18 protein-coding genes are annotated in these 22,048 nt (G+C 63.6%); 12 read left to right on the top strand and 6 right to left on the bottom strand.

The window, feature by feature from the left end; all coding sequences use genetic code 11:
• Positions 1-32: 32 nt before the first annotated feature.
• Positions 33-362 carry a DHCW motif cupin fold protein gene (locus ACJRPG_RS05690; RefSeq protein WP_407999071.1) on the top strand — a complete coding sequence of 110 codons (330 nt, stop codon included), beginning with the start codon at positions 33-35 and terminating at the stop codon, positions 360-362.
• A gap of 3 nt (positions 363-365) precedes the next feature.
• Here ACJRPG_RS05690 and ACJRPG_RS05685 read toward each other — a convergent pair whose 3' ends face one another.
• On the bottom strand, positions 366-746 hold the full coding sequence (locus tag ACJRPG_RS05685) for a tautomerase family protein (RefSeq protein ID WP_407999070.1): 381 nt from the start codon (positions 744-746) through the stop codon (positions 366-368).
• Positions 747-830: 84 nt separating this feature from the next.
• On the opposite strand from ACJRPG_RS05685, the gene ACJRPG_RS05680 reads away from it, so the two are divergent.
• The 8 genes from ACJRPG_RS05680 (at position 831) to ACJRPG_RS05645 (ending at position 12,598) form a co-directional block, all read left to right on the top strand.
• On the top strand, positions 831-1,688 hold the full coding sequence (locus ACJRPG_RS05680) for a LysR family transcriptional regulator (protein WP_407999069.1): 858 nt from the start codon (positions 831-833) through the stop codon (positions 1,686-1,688).
• A 55-nt stretch (positions 1,689-1,743) separates the two neighbouring features.
• Positions 1,744-2,727: a Gfo/Idh/MocA family protein gene (locus ACJRPG_RS05675; protein ID WP_407999068.1), complete on the top strand. Its 984-nt coding sequence runs from the start codon at positions 1,744-1,746 to the stop codon at positions 2,725-2,727.
• Positions 2,728-3,039: 312 nt separating this feature from the next.
• Positions 3,040-3,513 (top strand): gluconokinase, encoded by a 474-nt coding sequence (locus ACJRPG_RS05670; RefSeq protein ID WP_407999067.1) that lies wholly within the window; start codon positions 3,040-3,042, stop codon positions 3,511-3,513.
• Positions 3,514-3,616: 103 nt separating this feature from the next.
• Positions 3,617-6,583 (top strand): TonB-dependent receptor domain-containing protein, encoded by a 2,967-nt coding sequence (locus ACJRPG_RS05665; protein ID WP_407999066.1) that lies wholly within the window; start codon positions 3,617-3,619, stop codon positions 6,581-6,583.
• 12 nt (positions 6,584-6,595) lie between these two features.
• Positions 6,596-7,903 (top strand): gluconate:H+ symporter, encoded by a 1,308-nt coding sequence (locus ACJRPG_RS05660; RefSeq protein WP_407999065.1) that lies wholly within the window; start codon positions 6,596-6,598, stop codon positions 7,901-7,903.
• Between the two features lie 14 nt (positions 7,904-7,917).
• A complete protein-coding gene (locus tag ACJRPG_RS05655; protein ID WP_407999064.1) occupies positions 7,918-10,938 on the top strand; it encodes a glycosyl hydrolase family 28-related protein in 3,021 nt (1,006 codons plus the stop codon).
• Positions 10,935-11,825 carry an alpha/beta hydrolase gene (locus ACJRPG_RS05650; RefSeq protein WP_407999063.1) on the top strand — a complete coding sequence of 297 codons (891 nt, stop codon included), beginning with the start codon at positions 10,935-10,937 and terminating at the stop codon, positions 11,823-11,825. The genes ACJRPG_RS05655 and ACJRPG_RS05650 overlap by 4 nt, the downstream gene beginning before the upstream one ends.
• 14 nt (positions 11,826-11,839) lie before the next feature.
• Positions 11,840-12,598: a ThuA domain-containing protein gene (locus ACJRPG_RS05645; RefSeq protein WP_407999062.1), complete on the top strand. Its 759-nt coding sequence runs from the start codon at positions 11,840-11,842 to the stop codon at positions 12,596-12,598.
• A gap of 124 nt (positions 12,599-12,722) precedes the next feature.
• Here ACJRPG_RS05645 and ACJRPG_RS05640 read toward each other — a convergent pair whose 3' ends face one another.
• The 3 genes from ACJRPG_RS05640 to ACJRPG_RS05630 are packed head-to-tail and all read right to left on the bottom strand — an operon-like array spanning position 12,723 to position 17,031.
• Positions 12,723-14,030 carry a replication-associated recombination protein A gene (locus tag ACJRPG_RS05640; protein ID WP_407999061.1) on the bottom strand — a complete coding sequence of 436 codons (1,308 nt, stop codon included), beginning with the start codon at positions 14,028-14,030 and terminating at the stop codon, positions 12,723-12,725.
• Positions 14,031-14,032: 2 nt separating this feature from the next.
• Complete coding sequence (gene lolA, locus ACJRPG_RS05635; RefSeq protein WP_407999060.1) at positions 14,033-14,665, bottom strand: outer membrane lipoprotein chaperone LolA; 633 nt, start codon at positions 14,663-14,665, stop codon at positions 14,033-14,035.
• 8 nt (positions 14,666-14,673) lie between these two features.
• A complete protein-coding gene (locus tag ACJRPG_RS05630) occupies positions 14,674-17,031 on the bottom strand; it encodes a DNA translocase FtsK (RefSeq protein ID WP_407999059.1) in 2,358 nt (785 codons plus the stop codon).
• 205 nt (positions 17,032-17,236) lie between these two features.
• Between ACJRPG_RS05630 and trxB the strand changes: the two genes are divergently transcribed.
• From trxB to ACJRPG_RS05615, 3 genes are all read left to right on the top strand, one after another.
• Entirely contained in the window at positions 17,237-18,187 is a 951-nt protein-coding gene (gene trxB, locus ACJRPG_RS05625) for a thioredoxin-disulfide reductase (protein ID WP_407999058.1), read from the top strand.
• A 3-nt stretch (positions 18,188-18,190) separates the two neighbouring features.
• Positions 18,191-18,880, top strand: coding sequence for a Smr/MutS family protein (locus tag ACJRPG_RS05620; RefSeq protein WP_407999057.1), 690 nt, complete (start codon positions 18,191-18,193; stop codon positions 18,878-18,880).
• A gap of 115 nt (positions 18,881-18,995) precedes the next feature.
• A complete protein-coding gene (locus ACJRPG_RS05615) occupies positions 18,996-19,625 on the top strand; it encodes a trimeric intracellular cation channel family protein (RefSeq protein ID WP_407999056.1) in 630 nt (209 codons plus the stop codon).
• On the opposite strand, the gene ACJRPG_RS05610 is transcribed toward ACJRPG_RS05615, so the two are convergent.
• A complete protein-coding gene (locus ACJRPG_RS05610) occupies positions 19,622-19,960 on the bottom strand; it encodes a P-II family nitrogen regulator (RefSeq protein ID WP_407999055.1) in 339 nt (112 codons plus the stop codon). The two genes, ACJRPG_RS05615 and ACJRPG_RS05610, sit on opposite strands and share 4 nt — an antisense overlap.
• A gap of 28 nt (positions 19,961-19,988) precedes the next feature.
• Positions 19,989-22,043, bottom strand: coding sequence for an NAD(+) synthase (locus ACJRPG_RS05605; protein WP_407999054.1), 2,055 nt, complete (start codon positions 22,041-22,043; stop codon positions 19,989-19,991).
• Positions 22,044-22,048 lie beyond the last annotated feature (5 nt).

Raw genomic sequence — 22,048 nt, 5'->3', positions numbered from 1 at the left:
CAAAATATCCATCATAACGCGAAGGAGCAAGGATGCAGATGAGCGGCATCCCGTTCGGCACCACCGATTGGGCAGGGATTGAAACCACCGAACACCCCGGCGTCACCGGCAAGGCCTTCGGGCGCACACAGCGCTTCGGCGACGTCCGCGTGCGCATGGTCGAATACACGCCGGGCTACCTGGCCGACCACTGGTGCGTGAAAGGCCACGTCCTGCTCTGCCTCGAGGGCGAACTGCACACCGAACTGGAAGACGGCCGCAGTTTCGTACTCAGGTCCGGCATGAGCTACCAGGTCGCCGACAACGCCGAACCGCACCGCTCCTCAACCGCAACGGGCGCGAAACTCTTCATCGTCGATTGAACTTCAGGCGTACTGCGCCAGCCCATTCCCCAAGGACCAATTCTCCTTTTCGACTTCCACCAGGTTGACGAAAACGTCTTCCGGGCGGATTCCGGGCTGGTACGCGAGAAGTTCGGCGATGCGGCGGAACAGGGCTTTCTTCTGCTCGATGCTGCGCGTGTTGTTGGCCGTGATCTGGATGTAGACGATGTCGGCGCTGCGCGCAACACCCAGATAGGTGGTGCTGAAGCGGAAGCTGGCCGCCTCGTGCTCGGTGATGGCCATGAACTGGTCGTCTTCCGGCACATTGAAGGTTTCGTGCATGGCTCGGGCCAGCTGGTTGAAGATGGCCTGGCGGTAGCTTTCCGGCTTTCCGGCGCGGAGGGAGATGTGGCAGAGCGGCATGATGGGTCCATAAAAGTTGTTCAGGACTTCATGCTATCCATTCTGATATGATATCTCCACTCATATCAATCATTACAAATAGCCATGACTGAGCGCGCACTGGATGTGGATGCCGTGGAAGCTTTCGTCCGTATTGCCGAACTGGGCAGCTTCACCCGGGCGGCCGAGGTGCTGGGCAGCACCCAGGCTGCCGTCAGCCTGAAGCTCAAGCGCATGGAGGACAAGCTGGGCTACCGGCTGATCGAACGCACGCCGCGCTATGTGGAATTGTCGGCGCGGGGCGCCGCCTTCCTGGAACCGGCGCGCGAGCTGCTGGAGGTGCACGAGCGCGCACTGGCGGCGCTGGTCAGCACGCGGCAGCGCCTTACCATCGGCATCAGCGACCACGTGGCTGGGCCGGAACTCCCTGCCCTCATCGCCCGCATGAATGCGCAGGATCCACAGCTGCTGATCGAAATCCGCATCGGCTCCTCCTGCGACCTGCTGCAAAGCTACGACCGGCGCGAACTGGATACGGTCATCGTCCGCCTGCACACCGGCCGTGATGATGGCGAGACGCTGGCCGAGGAGCAGTTCGCATGGTTCGCCGGCCCGGCCTGGCAGTATCGCGCGGGCGAGCCGCTGCCCATCGTGACGCTGGCCGAACCTTGCGGTGTGCGTGTGATGTCGAGCAGGCTGCTGGACGAAGCGGAGATTCCCTGGAGCCAGGCCTTCGTTGGCGGCGGCGTGGCGGCCGTGACGGCGGCCGTGATGGCAGGCCTTGGCGTCGCGGCGCTGGCCCCGCGCATGCTGCCTTTCGGCGCCGTGGATGTGGGCAGCAAACTGCGGCTGCCTGCCCTGCCCCGTTTGCCCGTGCTGCTGCATACGCGCGTGAAGGAAGGCAGGCCGCAGCAGGCGCTGACTGCCCTGTCGGCGGCCTTCCGCAGCGCCGTGCGCGCTTAATCCGTTCGCGTATATAGTGCGGGTTCCGCGCACAGCGCATTCAAACGGAACGGACATGGAAAAACAGATCAGGTGGGGAATTCTCGGCACCGGCCGCATCGCACACGACTTCGCCGTCGGCCTGCGCGATGTGCCGGGCGCAGTACTTGCAGCAGTGGGCTCGCGCACCAAAGAGAGCGCACAGTCCTTCGCCGGCGAGTTTGGCGCTGCGGCGGCCTATGGCTCCTATGAAGAACTGGCGCAGGCGCCGGACGTGGACATCATCTACATCGGCACGCCCCACCCCATGCATGCCGCGAATGCCAAGCTCGCCCTGCATGGCGGCAAGGCCGTGCTGTGCGAAAAACCGTTCGCGATGAACCTGCGCGAGGCGGAGGAAATCGTGGCCCTGGCACGCGCCCGTAATCTCTTCCTGATGGAAGCAATGTGGACCCGCTTCATGCCCGCCCTGGCCGAAGTGCGCCGTATCATCGGCTCCGGCGAGATCGGCGCCGTAGGCCAGGTGCACGCCGACTTCGGCATCTCGGCCACCACCGACCCGGAGCACCGGGTGAACAAACTGGAACTGGGCGGCGGCGCATTGCTGGACCTTGGCATCTATCCGCTGTCGATCGCCTGCGCCCTGCTGGGCAAGGTGAGCTCGGTGCAGGCCCAGGCCATCATCGGCGAAACCGGCGTTGACCTGAGCACCGCCTTCACCATGAAACATGAGGGCGGCACGCTCTCCGTGTGCAGCTGCTCGCTGCGCGCCCGCTCAGCCTGCGAGCTGGTCGTCTCCGGCACCAAAGGCAGCATACGCATGCACCGCATGTTCCATATGGCCACCCAGCTCACCGTCGCGCTGCAGGACGGCAGTTCGCGCGTCGTCGACGTGCCTTATCTCGGCAACGGCTACCCCCATGAGGCCATCGCTGCCGGCGATTGCCTGCGTGCCGGCCGGATCGAACATCCGCTGATGAGCCACGAGGAAACGCTGAGCCTGATGGCGCTGCTCGACAGCATTCGCGGCCAGATCGGCCTGCGCTACCCGGCGGACTGATGGTTAATCACGTGTCGTAAATACCACATCAAATATTCGATGCTGCACCGCAGCACTGATAGCGCTATCAGTGCTGCACCCTGTTCCACTGAGTGAAAGCCCGTTATTCCTTGGCGCAACGCCGGGCGAAATCGCCCCACGACAGATCCTCCACACTGCGCTGCAGCGAAAATCGGATGTTTACAAAGTAGCGAACTTGTTTAAAACTTAGCAAAAGTAAATGATAGCGCTAACTAGAGTACCCCGGACATAGAGAGAAACATGACATTAGCGAGCAATTCAACCCCGCCTAGCGCGACCCGCTGGGTTGTTATGGGCGTCAGCGGGTGTGGCAAGAGCACCATCGGCACCGCCTTGGCGGCCACCCTTGCCGTGCCCTTCCTGGAAGGCGACGCCTTTCACCCCGAAAGCAATGTGGCCAAGATGTCAGCCGGCATTCCGCTCGACGACCAGGACCGCGCCGGCTGGCTGCGCGCCCTGGCGGCCGAGATCCGGGGCGCGCGCGAACAGGGCAAGGGGCTGGTGCTTTCCTGCTCCGCACTGAAACGCCGTTACCGCGACCTGCTGCGCGAGGCCGACCCTGCGCTGCAGTTCGTGCACCTGTCCGGCCCGCGCGGCCTGATCGCAGCGCGCATGCAGCAGCGCGTGGACCACTACATGCCGCCTGCGCTGCTGGACAGCCAGCTGGACATTCTTGAGGCACTGGAGGACGACGAAGCAGGCATGGTCCTGGACATCACGCTGGCGCCAACGACGCTGGTGGACCGCATCACCGGTAAAGCTTGACCGCGGGGGTCCGCACCCGCCCTGTTGTAAAGACTGGCGTAGCACCCCGCTTCGAGGCGGCACGCCGATTTCACTAAGAAGATGGCAATAATAGGAGACTGAAATGCGTAAACCCGTTCAACGAACTTTAATCAGCCTGGCCGTATCCAGCGCCTGCTATATGCTGGCGGCCGGAGCGCAGGCCCAGGAGCAGGCCCAGCCTGCCGCCAGCGCCACCGCGGCGCCGGAAGCCCAGGCCCCTGCGGCCGCCGAAGCCCCGAGCAGCGTGGTCACGGTGTCCGGCTCGCGCATCGCCGCGCGCGGCTTCAGCATGCCGACGCCGACTACCAGCCTGTCCACCGCGGACCTGGAGAAAGCGGCCAAGCCCAACCTGTTCAATACCCTGACCGAACTGCCTGCACTGCAGGGCAGCACCGGCCGCACCACCAGCACCAACAGCACCAGCTCCGGCATCCAGGGCCTGTCCTCGCTCAGCCTGCGCGGCCTGGGCACCATCCGGACCCTGACCCTGCTGGACGGCCAGCGCGTGGTGGGCGCCAACGTCACCGGCGTTACCGACGTCAGCCAGTTCCCGCAGCTGCTGGTCAAGCGCGTGGACGTGGTGACGGGCGGCGCCTCGGCCTCCTACGGTTCGGACGCAGTTGGCGGCGTGGTCAACTTCGTCACCGACAAGCGCTTCACCGGCTTCAAGGCCAATGTGCAGGGCGGCCAGACCAAGTATGACGACGACCGCGGCGCCACCGTGCAGGCTGCCTGGGGCCGCGGCTTTATGGACGACCGCCTGCACGTTACCGTGAGCGGCGAGTTCACCAAAGAGAACGGCATCGAATCGCCCGGCTTCGGCGAAGTGGGTCCTAACGGCCGCACCTGGTACCAGAATCCTGCCTATTCGGTGCGCCCGCTGGCGCAGACCAACGACGGCCTGCCGCAATACCGCGTGATCAAACACGCGCAGCAATACCAGTACTCCAAATACGGCCTGATCACCAGCGGCCCGCTGCAAGGCACCGCCTTCGGCGATGGCGGCGTGCCATATCAGTTCCAGTACGGCTCGAACGGCAAGCCGACCGGCACCGGCGCCGTCACCAACTGTATCAACCCGTTCTGTATCGGCGGCGACTTGAGCGGCAGCGTGGGCGCGGGCACCAACCTGGCCATGGAATTCAAGCGCCAGGTGGCTTATACCCGTGTGTCCTATGACCTGACACCGGACCATACGCTCTATTTCACCGCCAACTTCGGCCAGGTGGCCTCGCACTTCTCGCCCAATCCGGGCGCGGCCAAGAACGCCAACCTGACCATCCAGTGCAGCAACCCTTACGTGCCGGCGTCGATTGTGGCGGCCTGCGCGCAAAACAACATCACCAGCTTCCAGTACGGCACGGCCAACGCCATCTTCCCGGAAAATATCAATGTGCATCCGGTACGCACGCAGCGCCGCTTCGTGGTGGGTGCGGAAGGCAAGTTCCCTGCATTCGGCAAGGAATGGCGCTATGACGCCTACGTCACGCACGGCGAGAACAAGACCAATATCGACGTGCATGACATCACGCTCAATGCCCGCTACAACGCGGCCATTGACGCGGTGCGCCTGCCGGACGGCACCATCGCCTGCCGCAACACGGTGGCGCGTGCATCCGGCTGCAAACCGTTCAACATCATCGGCAACAACCCGGTGGACATGGCTGCATGGCGCTACATCGCGCCGGAACAGGGTCCGCGCCAGCGCACCACCCAGAGCCAGCAAGTGGGCAGCTTCAACCTCAACGGCGAAGTGTTTGAAGGCTGGGCCGGTCCGATCGCACTCGCGACCGGCGCCGAATACCGCCGTGAAAAATACCGCGTGCGCGGCGATGCCTATGGCAACGGCGTGTGGCAGGAATCGCCGAACAACGAGTACTACCCGGTCGATCCGCTGCTGAACACCAGCATCGGCAACAACTGGTACGCCGGTAACTACCACAACGGCAAGGGCGAATACAGCGTGCGCGAAGCTTACGTGGAACTGAACGTACCGCTGTTCAAGAACGCCACCTTCGGCGAGGCCAACCTGAACCTGGCCGACCGCGAAACCAAGTACAGCACCGCCGGCAGCATCGGCAGCTGGAAGCTGGGCGCTACCTGGCAAACGCCGGTCGATGGCCTGCGTCTGCGCGGCGTGACCTCGAAAGATGTGCGCGCACCTAACCTGAGCGAGCTGTATGCGGCGCCGCTGGTCGTGAACAACGTGGTGCAGTACCAGGGCAACACCATCAGCGTACAGGAACGCACCATCGGCAACACCAACCTGCGTCCTGAAGTCGCCCGTAACAACACCTTCGGTATCGTGCTGAGCCAGCCGAAGTGGGCGCCGGGCTTCTCGGCCTCGGTGGACTACTTCGACATCGAGGTCAAAGGCGTGATCTCGGCGCTGACCATCCAGCAGGAAGTGGACCTGTGCGTAGCGGGCAACCAGGAAATCTGCTCGGCCATGGTGCTGAACAGCCCAGGCAACAACTATGTGACGCTGCAGGCATTCAACCTGGCTTCGCTGAAGACCAAGGGCTTCGATATCGAGACCTCCTACCGCACCAATCTCGACAAGCTGAACCTGCCGGGCCGCTTCACCTTCCGCGCACTGGCCACCCGCAACCTGCACTACATCACCGATTCCGGCGTGGTGGGCACGATTCCGGTCGATAACGCCGGTTCGAACATGAGCAACACGCCGAAGTGGAAACTGCTGGCGCAGCAGACCTGGGATCATGACAAGCTGAGCCTGACCCTGAGCGAACGCTGGATCAGCGATGGCGTCTACCGTAATGACTTCATCGAGTGCCAAACGGGCTGCCCGACGTCGACCATCATCCACCCGACCATCTACAGCAACAAGATGAAGGGCGCGACCTACTTCGACCTGGGCGGCAGCTACAACTTCTCGAAGCAGCTGCAGTTCTACTTCAAGATCGACAACCTGACGGACCGCGATCCGGAAGCCGCGCCGCAGAACAACGCGAGCTACGGCATCAACCCGGCGCTGTACGACGTGGTTGGCCGTACCTACCGCGTGGGCCTGCGCTACAGCCTGTAACGGGAGCCAGCCGTGGGAAACATCGTTTCCGTACTGCTGGCGGTCAGCCTGCTGACCATCCTGATCGCGTGGGGAAAGGTGCCGCCGCTGCTGGCCTTCGTGGCCGCAGCGCTGGCGGCCGCCTTGCTGCTGGGCGTCCCGCCCGCCAGCATCCCCGGCGCGATCGAGAAGGGCATCGGCGACCTGCTCGGCTCCCTGGTGGTGGTGATCTGCCTCGGCGCGGTGTTCGGCAAGCTGATCGCCGACAGCGGCGCCGCGCGGCGCATCGCCACCTGCCTGATTGCGGCGCTCGGCCCATCGCGCCTGCCGGTGGCGCTGACCATCACCGGCTTCGTGGTCGGCATTCCCCTCTACTACAACGTCGGCTTCGTGCTGCTGGTGCCGCTGATCTTCTCGCTGGTTTACCAGTCGGGACGGCCGGCAGTGGCGCTGGCAATTCCTTTGCTGGCCGGTTTATCGATTGCGCACGGCTTCCTGCCGCCGCACCCCTCCCCGGTAGCGCTGGTGTCGGCGATTCATGCCGATATGGGCACGACGCTCCTGTACGGCATTCTGGTCGGTGTGCCTACGCTGATCATCGCCGGGCCGGTGTTCGCCATGAGCCTGAAGCGCATCGAGGCCGCACCGGCCGCGATGTTCCGCAGCGAGCCCGCGCCGGAATCCGAACTGCCCGGCGCCTTCAACAGCTTCGCCACCGCCCTGCTGCCGGTGCTGCTGCTGGCTGCGACCACGCTCATCACAACGGCCCGGCCGGAGCTGAATGGCGCGCTGCCGCTGCTGTCCAATCCACTGATCGTGATGCTGCTGTCTTACGTGATTGCGCTGTTCACGCTTGGCCTGGCGCGCGGCCGGCGGCTGTCGCAGCTCATGCAGGGCCCGGCGGACGCCATGCGTGAAATCGCCCCCATCCTGCTCATCATCGCGGGCGCCGGCGCCCTCAAGCAGGTGCTGGTGGTGTCCGGCGTGAGCGCGGAACTGGGGGCGCAGCTGGCCAGCCTGCCGGTGCCGCCGCTGGTGCTGGGCTGGTCGGTGGCCACGCTGATCCGCATCTGCCTCGGCTCGGCCACGGTGGCCGGTGTGACGGCAGGCGGCATCGTCGCGCCGCTGGTGGAAAGCTCGGGCGTGAACCCGAACCTGATGGTGCTCGCCATCGGCGCCGGAAGCCTGATGTGCAGCCATGTGAACGATTCCGGCTTCTGGATGTTCAAGGAATATTTCGGCCTGTCGCTGCGGGATACCTTCCGCTCCTGGACCCTGATGGAAACCCTGGTCGGCGTGGTCGGCCTGCTGTTCGTCCTGCTCCTGTCGCTATTCGTCTGATAAGGATACAAACAATGAAATTGACACTACCTGCCCGCCCGGCGCTGGCCCTGGCGGCGCTGCTGGCCGCATCCGCAGCATCCGCAGCTTCGCAGTCCGCCTACCAGAGCATGCCTGAAGACCCGCGCTCCGTCGTGGTCCGCGCCAAGGGCGATGGCAAGGCGGACGACAGCGCCGCCATCCAGGAGGCCATCAACCGCGCCGCCAACAAAGGCGAAGGCGGCGTGGTCTTCCTGCCGTCGGGGCGCTACCGCATCACCCGCTCCATCCTGATTCCGCTGGCCGTGCGCGTGTACGGCGTGGGTCCCACGCGTCCGGTGCTGCTGCTGGCGCCGAACACGCCCGGCTTCCAGAAGGGCGTAGCCAATATGGTGATCTTCACCGGCGGCGACCAGTACAGCGTGGGCAAGGTGCCGATGCCGGTGCCGAGCGCCGTGCCCTTCAGCGAAAACGTGCGCAATGCGAATTCCTCCACCTTCTATTCTGCCCTGTCGAACGTGGACTTCGAGATCAAGGACGGCAATCCGGCCGCTGCCGGCGTGCGCATGCACACGGCCCAGCACTCGAACCTGAGCCACATCGACTTCCACATCGGCTCCGGCCTGGCCGGCGTCTACCAGGTGGGCAACGTGGCCTACAACCTGCGCTTCTACGGCGGCCGCTACGGCATCCTGTCCGAGAAAACATCGCCGGCCTGGCAGTTTACGCTGATGGATTCGAGCTTCGACGGCCAGCGCGATGCGGCAATCCGCGAGCATGAGGCCGGGCTCACCATGGTCAATACGGAGATCCGCAATACGCCTGTGGGCGTTGAGATCGACCGCGGCTACGGTGACTGGCTGTGGGGCAAGGACGTGCGCTTCGAAAACGTGAGCAAGGCCGCGCTCATCGTCAGCAACGAGAACAACGTTTATACGCAGGTCGGCTTCGAACAGGCCCGCGCACGCAACGTGCCGACCTTCGTGCGCTTCCGCGACAGCGGCAAGACCCTTCCGGGCAAGGGCCGCGACTATCTGGTGAATGAATTCAATTACGGTCTTACGCTGAAGCAGATGGGCGAGCCGGGCCAGTTCGCTACCAACTACAAAACCACGACCTTGCCCGCTGCAGCCACGCCCGCACGTGCACTGCGGCCGCTGCCACCGACCGGCGAATGGGCCAATGTGCGTAAATTCGGCGCCGTCGGCGATGGCGTTACCGACGATACGGCAGCCGTCCAGAAAGCCATCGACAACAGCCGCGTGGTGTATCTGCCGCTGGGCTTCTACGTCGTCAACGACACCATCCGCATGAAGCCGGACACAGTGATCATCGCGCTGCATCCGGGCCTGACCCAGCTGCTGATTCCGAACGGTTCCACGAAGTTCGCCGGTATTGGCGCGCCGGTGCCGCTGCTGGAGAGTGCCCGCGGCGGAGACGCCATCGTGTCCGGCATCGGCCTCGCTACGGGCGAAGTGAACCCGCGCGCAGTGGCACTGATGTGGCGCGCCGGCGAACACTCGCTGGTGGACGATGTGCGCATCCAGGGCGGCCACGGCACGCGCCTGTATGACGGCAGCCGCAGCGATCCTTATAAGAAGGACGCCAAGTTCGACACCACGGCTCATTGGGACCGACAGTATCCGAGCATCTGGGTGACGGACAATGGCGGCGGCACCTTCAGCGGCGTGTGGACGCCGAGCGGTTATGCGCAGGCAGGCTTCTACGTCAGCAATACGAAGACGCCGGGCAAGGTGTATGAGCTGTCGGCCGAGCACCATATCCGCGCCGAGATCGTGCTCGATGGCGTGGAGAACTGGGAATTCCTGGCGCCGCAAACCGAGGAAGAAGTGCGCGACGGCGCTGATTCGGTCTCGCTCGAAATCCGCAACTCGAAGAACCTGCTGTTCGCGAACTACCACGGCTACCGCGTAACCCGCTCCTACAAGCCGATGCCGGCGGCGGTGACGATCACGAACTCCAGCGACATCCGCTTCCGCAACGTGCACGTCAACGGCGAGAGCGGCTTTGCCACCTGCGACGACAAGGGCTGCACTACCTATCTGCGCGCCAGCAAGTTCGCCTACGAAAATTCGATCCGGGACGTGAGCAACAAGATCGATATCCGCGAGCGCGAGTTCGCCGTGTTCGACTACAGCGGCAAGCAGCGCACCGCCCCGGCCGCGCTGGGCAAGGTGGACAAGCTCGAAGGCGGCTTCTACTCGATCGCCGGCGCCGCCGTGGACGCGCAAGGCAAGCTGTATTTCGTGGACCGTCACTGGAAGCGCATCTACAGCTGGTCGAAGGACGAAGGCCTGGTAGTGGTGCGCGATGCCCCGCTCGACCCGGTCAACCTTGCCATCGACAATAGCGGCAATGTGATGGTGATGTCCTCCTACGGTCCGCAGGCCAGCGTGTATGCCTTCAAGCCCGGCACGCCGGGCCATGAAGTAACGATGATCAAGCCGGCGCCGGTGACCCAGCGCCCGCAGGCGCGTGTCGCGGTGCCTGTCAACTTCTGGCAGAACGGCGAATTCAAGGACCAGCTGGATTTCGATACCTACGAGTTCACCACGCTGGCCGAGATGTTCGCGCGCGACGTGGCACTGCCGAAGACGGAAGAATACGTGTCGCCGGACGGCAGCCTGGTGCTGCCCGCCTACCGCGTGCTGCGCCAGGGTCCGCCGGACCACCTGGGCTTCCGCTGGGCCGACTCGCTGCAGACGCACGGCTTCGTGAGCGCGCCTGCCGGCCAGCGCGTGGTGTTCACCAACGGCTCCGAAAACCGCACCTTCAGCGGCATCGTGCAGCAGGGCGGAGGCATCACCGACCTGAAACAGCTGGCCGACCGTGGCGGCGAGAGCGCCGCTGTTGGCCCGAATGGCGACGTCTATGTGGCCAACGGCCAGGTCTTCATCTACGGCCAGGACGGCAAGCAGAAAGGCCGTATCGACGTGCCGGAGCGCCCGCTGCAGCTAATCTTCGGCGGTGCAGGCAAGCGCACCCTGTTCATCCTCACGCATCACTCGCTCTATTCGACGGAGATCAGCCAATGAAGGCCGCCCTCTTCCTCTGTGCCGCGGTGCTTGCGGCGCACGCCGTGGCCCAGCAGCCTGCGCCGCCGAACGTGCAGCTCTGGCCGGACGGCGCACCGGGCTCCGAACAGCGCCGCACCGAAGCGGAAAAGGTGCAGGACGGCGTCTACTACAGCAACGTGCATGCGCCATCGCTGACCGTTCTCAAAGCCGACCCGCGCCACGCCAACGGAGCAGCCATGGTAGTGGTGCCTGGCGGCGGCCACCGCATGCTGGTATTCCAGAACGAAGGCATGCTGGCGGCGAAAAACCTGAACCGCATTGGCGTAACCGCATTCGTGCTCAAATACCGGCTCGCGCGCGACCAGGGTTCCAGCTACTCCATCGAAAACGACGCCGCCAATGACCTGCGCCGCGCCGTACGCTGGGTACGCGCGCACGCGGCGGAATACGGCGTGGACCCGCAGCGCATCGGCATCATGGGCTTCTCGGCGGGCGGCGAACTCGTATCGTTGGTGGCCGACAATCCCGAGTCTGAAGCGAAGGGCAAGCGCGACGCCATCGACCAGGTGAGCGCCCGCCCCGACTTCCAGGTACTGATCTATCCCGGCCCGCTGGGCGTGCCGGCGAAGGACGTGAAGAACGCACCGCCGGCCTTCCTGGCAGCCGGCTCGCGCGACACCTGCTGCATGCCGCCCGCCCTCGCCTTGTACCAGCAGCTGGTGGCGGCAGGGGTTTCGGCCGAACTGCACCTGTACGCCGACACCGACCATGCCTTCAACGTAGGCCAGCGCGGCGAACGCATCTCGCTGCAGCACTGGCCCGACCGCCTGAGCGACTGGCTGGCCGACGGCGGCTGGCTGGTACCGCGCAACGGCCGCAAGCCGGAAGGCGTGCCCGCACCATAGGAAAGGACAAGAAGATGAAACGATGGATCATCGCGCTGGCCGCCACGATGGCGATCGCGCCGAACAGCTGGGCCGAAAGCCAGTTCAAGCTGCTGGTGCTGGCCATGCCCGGCAAATACCACTACGAATACATCCCCATCGCGCGCGACAGCCTCGAACGGATGGCCAAGCTGCACTCCTTCGAATTCACCTGGACCAACAAGACCCAGGATTTCGACGGCGACCTGAAACAGTACGCGGCGGTGATGTTCCTGAACACGCCAGGCGAGGAACTGAGCCCGTCGCAGCGGCGCAAGTTCGAAGACTACATGCGCGCCGGCGGCAACGCGATCGTGGTGCACCGCGCGGCGATCACGCCGCCGGACAACTGGCCGTGGTATGAAAAGCTGGTGGGCCGCCGCATCGGCGTGCACCCAAAGCTGCAAACGGGCGTAGTCACGGTGCTCGACAAAAGCTTCCCCGCCACCTACGGCCTGCCTGAGCGCTGGATCTGGAGCGACGAGTTCTACACCATGAGCAACCCGTACAACATCAGGATCAACACGGTGCTGGGCGTAGACGAATCCACCTACGACCCGCGCAAGATCTGGCCGGGACAAGTCTCCGAGCCGATGGGCAAGGACCACCCGATTGCCTGGCACCACAAGGTCGAGCAAGGCCGCGTATTCGTGACCACGCTGGGCCACAACGGCGAAATGTACCGCGACCCGCAATACCTCGGCCACCTCATGGGCGGCATCTACTGGACCGTCACCGGCAAGGGCACCCAGTAACAACAGCCGAGTCCGCGACACCTTGGGGCCAGGCCCCACTTGTCGCGGACTCGGCCATTGTTTCGACCTCCGCGACACGAGGGGCCTGGCCCCATGGTGTCGCGGGCCCAACCGTAGGGGGAACTTAGTCTTCGCGGGCTTGGCGATCGAGGTCGCGGAGCCAGGCGAGCTTGTCGGCGATTTTGGATTCGATGCCGCGGGGCACGGGCTGGTACCAGCCCGGTTCGGCCATGCCTTCGGGGAGATAGGTTTCGCCTGCCGCGTAGGCATGCGGTTCGTCGTGGGCGTAGCGGTAGTCGTGGCCGTGGCCCAGTTCCTTCATCAGCTTGGTCGGTGCATTGCGCAGGTGGACCGGTACTTCGCGCGACTTGTCGCGCTTGACGAAGGCCATGGCGGCGTTGAAGGCGTTGTAGCCTGCGTTGCTTTTCGCCGCGATGGCGAGGTAGATCACGGCCTGCCCCAGTGCCAGTTCGCCTTCCGGTGAGCCCAGGCGCTCGTAGGTTGCGGCGGCATCGTTGGCCATGGTCAGCGCGCGCGGATCGGCCAGGCCGATGTCTTCCCATGCCATGCGCACGATGCGCCGCGCGAGATAGCGCGGATCGGCGCCACCGTCGATCATGCGGCAGAACCAGTACAGCGCTGCATCCGGATGCGAGCCGCGTACCGATTTGTGCAGGGCCGAAATCTGGTCGTAGAAATTGTCGCCGCCCTTGTCGAAGCGGCGCGCGTTCAGCGTCATCGCGTTCTCGACAAATTTCGCGTCGATCTTTTGCACGCGGGCCGAACGGGCGGCCGTATCGGCCTGCTCCAGCAGGTTGAGGAAGCGGCGCGCATCGCCGTCGGCAAAGCCGACCAGCGTGTCGATGGCCACTTCTTCGAATTCGAGGTCGTGCAGCGCTTCCTTCTGCGCCTTGGCCAGCAGCTGGCGCATTTCTTCGTCGGTCAGCGATTTCAGCACATAGACCTGGGCGCGCGACAGCAATGCCGAGTTGACCTCGAAGCTGGGGTTCTCCGTGGTGGCGCCGATGAAGGTCACTAGCCCGGACTCAACGAAAGGCAGCAAGGCGTCCTGCTGGGCCTTGTTGAAACGGTGAATCTCGTCCACGAACAGGATGGTATGGCGGCCGTACTGGTCCAGGTTCTGCTGCGCCTGCTCCATCGCGGCGCGGATATCCTTCACGCCCGCAAACACGGCCGACAAGGCGATAAAGGCGGCATCGAAAGCGTTGGCGGTAAGGCGGGCGAGCGTGGTTTTGCCCACACCCGGCGGCCCCCACAGGATCATGGAATGCGGCTTGCCTGACTGAAATGCGAGGCGCAGAGGCTTGCCTTCGCCCAGCAGATGACCCTGGCCGATCACTTCGTCCAGGGTCTTGGGACGCAGCGCCTCAGCCAGCGGCTGGCGGGGCTCCGCGGAGAATAAGTCGGCCATGCTTAATTATTGATGACGTCCGCGCCCTTTGGCATGACGAATTTAAAAGAGCCCGCGTTCAGCGCCGGATTCTTTTCAAATTTCTGGAAGGCGAGCACCGAGGTAGCGCCGAAGTTGTCTTTCAGCTCCATCGCTTCCGGCTGGCCGTTGCGCAGGCCGATCAGGATCTGCTCGAAGCTGCTGTCCTTGGTCTTCGGCACGGCCTTCAGCCATTCCATGCCATCGCGCGTACCTGCCTCCGACAGCGTGAAATTCTTGTCCAGGTCATTGCTGCCGAACAGGATAGCTGCCGGCGAAGAACCGAGCGCATCGCCCAGCTTCTTCACCGTTACCTGATTCAGGTCCTTGTCGTAGATATAAAGCTTCTCGCCGTCGGCCTGCAGCACCTGCTCGTAAGGCTTCATATACGACCAGATGAACTTGCCAGGACGGGAGAACACAAAGGTGCCCGACGCGGAGTTGGAGGTTTTGCTGGCGCCATCGACCGTCTTGACCTGCTTCTGCGTGAACTCGCCTTTCGCGGCCTTGGTGCCCGCGGCAAAGGTTTTGAACTGGTCCAGCGCCGCAGCCTGCACGCTCAGCGACACCAACAGCGAACTCGCCGCAAGCGCGGCCATCATCTTCCATTGCTTCATAACGTTCCTTATTCTGCGGAGGCGGCGGGCACCAGGATGTCCCGGTTGCCGTTGGACTGCATGGCCGATACCACGCCGCTCTGTTCCATTTGTTCCAGCAGGCGCGCCGCGCGGTTGTAGCCGATGCGCAAGTGGCGCTGCACCAGCGAGATCGATGCGCGGCGGTTCTTGAGCACCACCTGCACCGCCTGGTCGTACATCGGATCCGCCTCGCCGCTCGCACCGCCCTCGCCCGCCATGGCGTCGCCGCCACCGCCGTCCTCCAGCGTGCCGCCTTCGAGGATGCCTTCAATATAATTCGGTTCGCCCTGCGCCTTCAGGTGGGCCACCACGCGGTGCACCTCATCGTCCGACACAAAGGCGCCGTGCACACGCACCGGCAGGCCGGTGCCGGGCGGCATGTACAGCATGTCGCCCATGCCCAGCAGCGTTTCCGCGCCCATCTGGTCCAGGATGGTCCGCGAGTCGATCTTCGAGGAAACCTGGAACGCAATACGGGTCGGAATATTGGCCTTGATCAGGCCGGTAATCACGTCTACAGATGGGCGCTGCGTCGCCAGAATCAAGTGCAGGCCTGCTGCACGTGCCTTCTGGGCAATACGCGCAATCAACTCTTCCACTTTCTTGCCGACGACCATCATCAGGTCGGCCAATTCATCGATGATGATGACGACAGTTGGCAGCTTTTCCAGCGGTTCCGGCGCATCCGGCGTAATGCTGAACGGATTCGGGATGTGCTCTTCCTTCTTGGCAGCTTCCGCGATCTTCGCGTTATAGCCCGCCAGGTTACGCACGCCCAGCTTGGACATCAGCTTGTAGCGGCGCTCCATCTCGTTCACCGCCCAGTTCAGCGCGTGGCCCGCCTGGCGCATATCGGTGACGACCGGCGCCAGCAGGTGCGGAATGCCTTCATAGACCGACATCTCCAGCATCTTCGGATCGATGAGGATCATGCGCACGTCCTGCGGATCGGACTTGTACAGCAGGGACAGGATGGTGGCGTTGATACCCACCGATTTGCCGGAACCGGTAGTACCCGCCACCAGCAAGTGCGGCATCTTGGCCAGGTCGGCCACCACCGGCTTGCCCGCGATATCCTTGCCCAGCGCCACGGTCAGCGGCGAGGCATTGTCGTTATAGACCTTGGAGCCGACAATCTCCGACAGGCGCACGATCTGGCGCTTCGGATTCGGCAGCTCCAGCGCCATATAGTTCTTGCCCGGAATGGTTTCGACCACGCGGATCGAGGTCAGCGACAGCGAACGCGCCAGGTCGCGCGCCAGGTTCACGATCTGCGAGCCCTTCACGCCGGTGGCGGGTTCGATCTCGTAGCGCGTAACGACCGGGCCGGGATAGGCCGCCACCACCTTGGCTTCCACGCCAAAGTCCGACAGCTTCTTCTCGATCAGGCGGCTGGTGAACTCCAGCGTTTCCACAGCCACGGTTTCCTGCGCGGGCGGGGGCTCGTCCAGCAGCGCCAGCGGCGGCAGGTCGGTGTTTTCCAGGTCGCGGAACAGGCTGGCCTGCTTCTCCTTCTCCACGCGCTCGGATTTGACGACAGTGACCACCTGCGGCTCGATCTTGACGGGCGGCGCGGCCACGGGATGCTTCTCCACATGCTTCTCGCGCTCCTTCACCACCACCTCCTCGCGCTTCACCATGGCCACTTCGCCCTGGCGGCGGTCCTCGCGGTCCTCATAGCGCAGCACCACCCAGTCGATGGCCGTTTCGATGAGCTCGCCGATCCGCTCCGCCACCGCCATCCAGGACACATGGAAGAACAGGCTGAAGCCCAGGCCGAACAGCAGCAGCAGCATCAGGGTTGCGCCGGTGAAGCCCAGGCCAACGTGCATGCCGTGGCCGATGAGCTGCCCCAGCACCCCGCCCGGCGCGCGCGGCAGTTCCACATGCAGCGTGTACATGCGCAGGTATTCCAGGCCCATGCTGCCGACCAGCAGGCAGGCGAAGCCGATCAGGCGGATGATGCCTTCATGGCTGTGTTCGGGATCCTCTTCCTTCTCCAGCACGAAGCGGTTGGTCAGGCGGCGGTAGCCGCGCCAGACGAAGCGGATCAGGTAAATACAGAACCACCAGGCCGAAAAGCCGAAGATATACAGGAACAGGTCCGACGTCCACGCGCCCATGCGTCCACCGAGGTTAGCCACCTTGGGCACCACATTCGCGTGCGACCAGCCGGGGTCGGCCTTGTCGTAGCTCAGCAGGATCAGCACGAAATACAGGCACAGGGCCGCCAGCGCGAACCAGCGCGCTTCGGACAGCAGGCGCACCAGCCGGTTCGGCAGCGGTGCGCGCTCGGTGGTGGAACGGGTATAGGCCGACGTGGCCGGCTGGCTCGATTTGCTCATGTGCTACGGATCCCTGGCGGGATGTTGCATATAGGGAATTTTATAGTGTGCGCCTATTCTAAGCCATAGAGGGGCAAAACGGCCTCCCAATTCATGGGAAATCGGGGCTTCGCTTATAATCTCGCTTTGCTTGGGCGAATGCCTTGTGCTTTGCCGCAACGACCCAATTTTCGGTGTAAACCCACTTTTACTGAAGAAACGTGCCATGACCACTACCAAACACGCCCGCGTCCTGATTCTTGGCTCCGGCCCGGCCGGCTACAGCGCCGCTGTGTACGCCGCCCGCGCCAACCTCAAGCCTATGCTGGTAACGGGTGTCGAGCAAGGCGGCCAGCTGATGACCACCACCGACGTGGAAAACTGGCCGGGCGACCCGCTGGGCGTGCAAGGTCCGGAACTGATGCAGCGCCTGCTGCAGCACGCGGAACGTTTCAATACCGAGATCGTATTCGACCATATCCATACTGCCAAGCTGAACGAGAAGCCCTTCCGCCTGATCGGCGACGCCAATGAATACACCTGCGACGCGCTGATCATCGCCACCGGCGCCTCGGCCCAGTACCTGGGCCTGGAGTCCGAGCAGGCCTTCATGGGCCGCGGCGTGTCCGCCTGCGCCACCTGCGACGGCTTCTTCTACCGTGGCCAGGAAGTGGCCGTGATCGGCGGCGGCAACACCGCTGTCGAGGAAGCGCTCTACCTGTCGAATATCGCCAACAAAGTGACGCTGATCCACCGCCGCGACAAATTCCGCGCCGAACCGATCCTGGTGGACCGCCTGATGGCCAAGGTTGCCGAAGGCAAGATCGAGCTCAAACTGAACAACAACCTGCACGAAGTGAAGGGCGACGACAGCGGCGTGACCGGCCTGACCCTGATGTCGAACGACGGCCAGAAGAGTGAGCTGAGCGTGCACGGCCTGTTCGTGGCCATCGGCCACAAACCGAACACCGGCATCTTCGAAGGCCAGCTGGACATGCACTACGGCTACCTGAAGACCAAATCCGGCATCGAAGGCAATGCCACGGCCACCTCGATCCCCGGTGTGTTCGCTGCGGGCGACGTGCAGGACCAGATCTACCGCCAGGCCATCACCAGCGCCGGTTCGGGCTGCATGGCCGCACTGGACGCGCAGCGCTACCTGGAAGCGCAGGAATAAGCCATGGCTGGACTGAAGGACTTCGCCGACCTGAAAATCCTGAGCAAGCAGCTCAAGGAACAGGGCGAAGCGCGCGCCGCCGCCGAGGCGGAGCGCATCAGGAAAGAAAAACAGGCTGTGGCGGAGGCGAACGTGTTCCGCAGCAGCCTGGGCGGCATCACCAAGCTGCCCGAGTCGGACCGCTACGTCTACCAGGCGCCGAAAACGGTTGGCCCGCTCCCGGCGGCCAAGCGCAAGGGACCGTTGACGGCGGCCGAACAAGCCGAGGACGACGCGGCCGTGCTGCGCGAATCGCTGCTGTCGGACCAGTTCGACGTCGACCATTACATGGAATACGATCCCGCGCTGAACTATCTGGCGCCGGGCGTGGGCAATGACGTGATGAAGCGCCTGCGCAAGGGCTACTGGCAGGTGCAGGACGAGCTCGACCTGCACGGCATGCGCCGCGACGATGCGCGCAATGCGCTGGACGCCTTCCTGCGCCGCGCCAACCAGCGCGGCCAGCGCTGCGTGGTCGTGATCCACGGCCGCGGCTTCGGCTCGAAAGGCCAGGAACCCGTGCTGAAATCGATGGTGCACAGCTGGCTGGTGCAGACAGACGGCGTGATCGCTTTCAGCCAGGCCAATGCAGCCGAGGGCGGCGAAGGCGCCCTCCTCATCCTCCTCCGCGCCGCCCTCCGCATCGAGCGCTAAAAAAAGTTGCCTGAAAATTGGGGACAGACCCTGATTTCTAAAATCCGGGTCTGTCCCCAATTTTCAGGAAATATTTGTTAAGCTGCTGGAATTGACAACTTTTCCAGCCGCGCCGATGAAGCATATTCCCCAGGTTTCCCTGATTACGATCATCGAGGTGATCGCTATCCTGGTCGGGGCGCTGTCGGGGTTTATTGAGGCGCGGCGCAAGCGGATGGATATCGTGGGCGTCTTCACCGTCGCCTTCATCACCGCCTTCGGCGGCGGCACGCTGCGCGATATCCTGCTGGACCGCCGCCCCCTGTTCTGGGTCCATCACCAGGAATACGCGATCCTGATCTTCGTGCTGGCCCTGATCGCCGCCCCGCTGATCCGCACCCTGCGCCACATCGTTTCCGAACGCCTGATCGTGGTGGCGGACGCCGTCGGCCTTGGCCTGTTCGCCGTGGCCGGCGTGTCGCAGGCGCAGGCCGCGAACATGCCGATCTTTATCGCATCGATGATGGGTGTGATTACGGGGATTTTCGGCGGCGTGCTGCGCGATATCGTCTGCAACGAAGTGCCGATGGTGTTCCGCGACGGGAAACCTTATGCCATCTGCGCCTTCTTCGGCGCCTGGCTATATATCGGCCTGCAATACACCGATGTATCGGATGACGTGGCGCTGTGGTCCAGCGCAGCGACGATCACCGTGCTGCGCCTGCTCACATGGAAGTTCGACCTGCGGATAGGCCGGGGATTTTAAACTGCGTCCGCGCCCGTTTCGCCGGTGCGGATACGCACCACCTGCTCCACGTTCTGCACGAAGATCTTGCCGTCACCGATCTTGCCGGTACGGGCAGCCTTGATGATGGCATCGACCACGGTTTCGGCCACGCCGTCATCCACCACCACTTCCACTTTCACTTTCGGCAGAAAATCGACCACGTATTCCGCGCCGCGGTACAGCTCCGTATGGCCCTTCTGGCGGCCGAAGCCCTTCACTTCGGTCACAGTCAGGCCGGTGACGTTCACGTCGGCCAGCGCTTCGCGCACTTCGTCCAGTTTGAAGGGCTTGATGATGGCGGTAATCTGTTTCATGGCATTCTCCTTATTGCGGTTTCTATGATCAGGCATCCGGCACGGACTTGAGGTCTTCCATCCACACCACCGATTCCGAGTCGCTCGGCGCGCGCCAGTCACCTCGTGGGGACAGCGAACCGCCAGAGCCTACCTTCGGCGCATTTGGCACCGTGGAGCGCTTGAACTGGCTGGTCTTGAAGAATCGGTGGAGGAAGATGCCCAGGTTGTGCTTGATGTCCTTCAGCGTGTATTCATTGCGCACCACGTGCGCGTCTTCCGGCCAGGCGCCGGCGCTGCGGTCCTTCCATGCGTGATGTTCGAGGAAGGCGATCTTGGTCGGCGCGAAGCCGAAACGCAGCGTGTAGTAGATATTGAAATCCTGCAGCTCATAAGGGCCGATGATGCTCTGCGTGCTCTGCGCGGGAGCTTTGTCGTCCTTCTTGCCCGGCACCAGTTCGGGACTGATCTCCGTGTTCACCACATCCAGCAGTACCTGCGAGTCGGCCTCGCCGAACTGCTTGCTCTCGGCGACCCAGCGCACCAGGTGCGTGATCAGCGTCTTCGGCACGCTGGCGTTCACATTGTAGTGCGCCATATGGTCGCCTACGCCGAAGGTGCACCAGCCCAGCGCCAGCTCGCTCAGGTCGCCGGTGCCGATCACGATGCCGTGGTTATGGTTCGCCAGGCGGAACAGGTGGCTGGTGCGTTCGCCCGCCTGTACGTTCTCGAAGGTGACGTCGTATTCCTCCTTGCCTTCCGCATAGGGATGGCCGATATCTTCCAGCATCTGCCTGCAGCTTGGACGGATATCGATTTCCCTCGCCGTGCAGCCCACGAATTCCATCAGCGCCCTCGCCTGTTTCAGGGTGCGCTCGCTGGTGGCAAAGCCCGGCATCGTGTAGGCGAGGATATTGGTGCGCGGCAGGCCGAGGCGGTCCATCGCCTTCGCGCACACCAGCAGCGCATGCGTGGAATCGAGGCCGCCGCTGATGCCGATCACCACCTTCTTCACGCCCGAGGAAGACAGCCGCTGGATCAGGGCCTGCACCTGGATGTTATAGACCTCGTTGCAGCGCTTGTCGCGCAGTGCAGGATTCGCGGGCACGTAAGGATAGCGCGCCACCGTACGGCGCAATGGCAGCACATCCTGCGACGGCAGCTGCACTTCGTAGCTCACGGTGCGGAATTTCGCGATCTCGTCGCGGTGACGGCGCATCGACTGGCCGAAGGTATTAGTGCGCATGCGGTCGCGCGACAGGCGCTCCAGGTCAACGTCCGCAAAGATCATGTGCGAGTCGTCGTGGAAGCGCTCGGTCTCGGCCAGCAGCTCGCCGTTTTCGTAGATGATGGCTTGCCCGTCCCACGCCAGGTCGGTGCTCGACTCGCCCCGGCCGGCCGAGGAATACAGGTAGGCCGCCATGCAGCGCGCCGACTGCTGCCCCACCAGCTGGTGGCGATAATCGGATTTGCCGACCACGATATTGGAAGCCGACAGATTCACCAGCACCGTCGCCCCGGCCAGCGAGGCGAAGGACGACGGCGGAATCGGCACCCACACATCCTCGCAGATCTCGGCATGGAATTTGAGCAGCGGCTGGTTCGATGCCTGGAACAGCAGGTCCGCGCCGAAGGGCACGCGCTGGCCCAGCAGGTCGATCTCGGAAGAAATCGCATCATCGGCGGAGCTGAACTGGCGCACCTCATAGAACTCGTTATAGTTCGGCAGGTAGATCTTCGGCACCACACCGAGGATCGCGCCGTCGGCCACCACAACCGCGCAATTGAACAGGCGGTGATCGACGCGCAGCGGGGCGCCCACGATCATGGTTACAGGAATGCGGCGCGAGGCCTTCACCACCTGCTGCAGCGCATCCAGCGTGGCATCCAGCAGGCTACGCTGGTGGAACAGGTCATCGTTCGAATAGGCCGACAATCCCAGCTCGGGGAACGCCACCAGCACCGCCCCCTCCTGCGCCGCCTGTTCCGCCAGCCTGATGGTCTGCTCAGCGTTATAAGCCGGATCCGCCACCCGGCAGCGCGGCACCGCGACACTCAGCCGAACGAAATCATGCGAATACAAATTATGGAAAGGACGAGGCATGGCAA

Source organism: Pseudoduganella rhizocola, assembly GCF_045984285.3.
Lineage (GTDB): Bacteria > Pseudomonadota > Gammaproteobacteria > Burkholderiales > Burkholderiaceae_D > Rugamonas.
This window is presented reverse-complemented; position numbering and strand designations above follow the sequence as displayed.

Excerpts from the sequence above, each read along its gene's own strand:
- ACJRPG_RS05690 (WP_407999071.1), top strand. The coding sequence starts at position 33 with ATGCAGATGAGCGGCATCCCGTTCGGCACCACCGATTGGGCAGGGATT.
- ACJRPG_RS05685 (WP_407999070.1), bottom strand. The coding sequence starts at position 746 with ATGCCGCTCTGCCACATCTCCCTCCGCGCCGGAAAGCCGGAAAGCTAC.
- ACJRPG_RS05680 (WP_407999069.1), top strand. The coding sequence starts at position 831 with ATGACTGAGCGCGCACTGGATGTGGATGCCGTGGAAGCTTTCGTCCGT.
- ACJRPG_RS05675 (WP_407999068.1), top strand. The coding sequence starts at position 1,744 with ATGGAAAAACAGATCAGGTGGGGAATTCTCGGCACCGGCCGCATCGCA.
- ACJRPG_RS05670 (WP_407999067.1), top strand. The coding sequence starts at position 3,040 with ATGGGCGTCAGCGGGTGTGGCAAGAGCACCATCGGCACCGCCTTGGCG.
- ACJRPG_RS05665 (WP_407999066.1), top strand. The coding sequence starts at position 3,617 with ATGCGTAAACCCGTTCAACGAACTTTAATCAGCCTGGCCGTATCCAGC.
- ACJRPG_RS05655 (WP_407999064.1), top strand. The coding sequence starts at position 7,918 with ATGAAATTGACACTACCTGCCCGCCCGGCGCTGGCCCTGGCGGCGCTG.
- ACJRPG_RS05650 (WP_407999063.1), top strand. The coding sequence starts at position 10,935 with ATGAAGGCCGCCCTCTTCCTCTGTGCCGCGGTGCTTGCGGCGCACGCC.
- ACJRPG_RS05645 (WP_407999062.1), top strand. The coding sequence starts at position 11,840 with ATGAAACGATGGATCATCGCGCTGGCCGCCACGATGGCGATCGCGCCG.
- ACJRPG_RS05640 (WP_407999061.1), bottom strand. The coding sequence starts at position 14,030 with ATGGCCGACTTATTCTCCGCGGAGCCCCGCCAGCCGCTGGCTGAGGCG.
- lolA (WP_407999060.1), bottom strand. The coding sequence starts at position 14,665 with ATGAAGCAATGGAAGATGATGGCCGCGCTTGCGGCGAGTTCGCTGTTG.
- ACJRPG_RS05630 (WP_407999059.1), bottom strand. The coding sequence starts at position 17,031 with ATGAGCAAATCGAGCCAGCCGGCCACGTCGGCCTATACCCGTTCCACC.
- trxB (WP_407999058.1), top strand. The coding sequence starts at position 17,237 with ATGACCACTACCAAACACGCCCGCGTCCTGATTCTTGGCTCCGGCCCG.
- ACJRPG_RS05620 (WP_407999057.1), top strand. The coding sequence starts at position 18,191 with ATGGCTGGACTGAAGGACTTCGCCGACCTGAAAATCCTGAGCAAGCAG.
- ACJRPG_RS05615 (WP_407999056.1), top strand. The coding sequence starts at position 18,996 with ATGAAGCATATTCCCCAGGTTTCCCTGATTACGATCATCGAGGTGATC.
- ACJRPG_RS05610 (WP_407999055.1), bottom strand. The coding sequence starts at position 19,960 with ATGAAACAGATTACCGCCATCATCAAGCCCTTCAAACTGGACGAAGTG.
- ACJRPG_RS05605 (WP_407999054.1), bottom strand. The coding sequence starts at position 22,043 with ATGCCTCGTCCTTTCCATAATTTGTATTCGCATGATTTCGTTCGGCTG.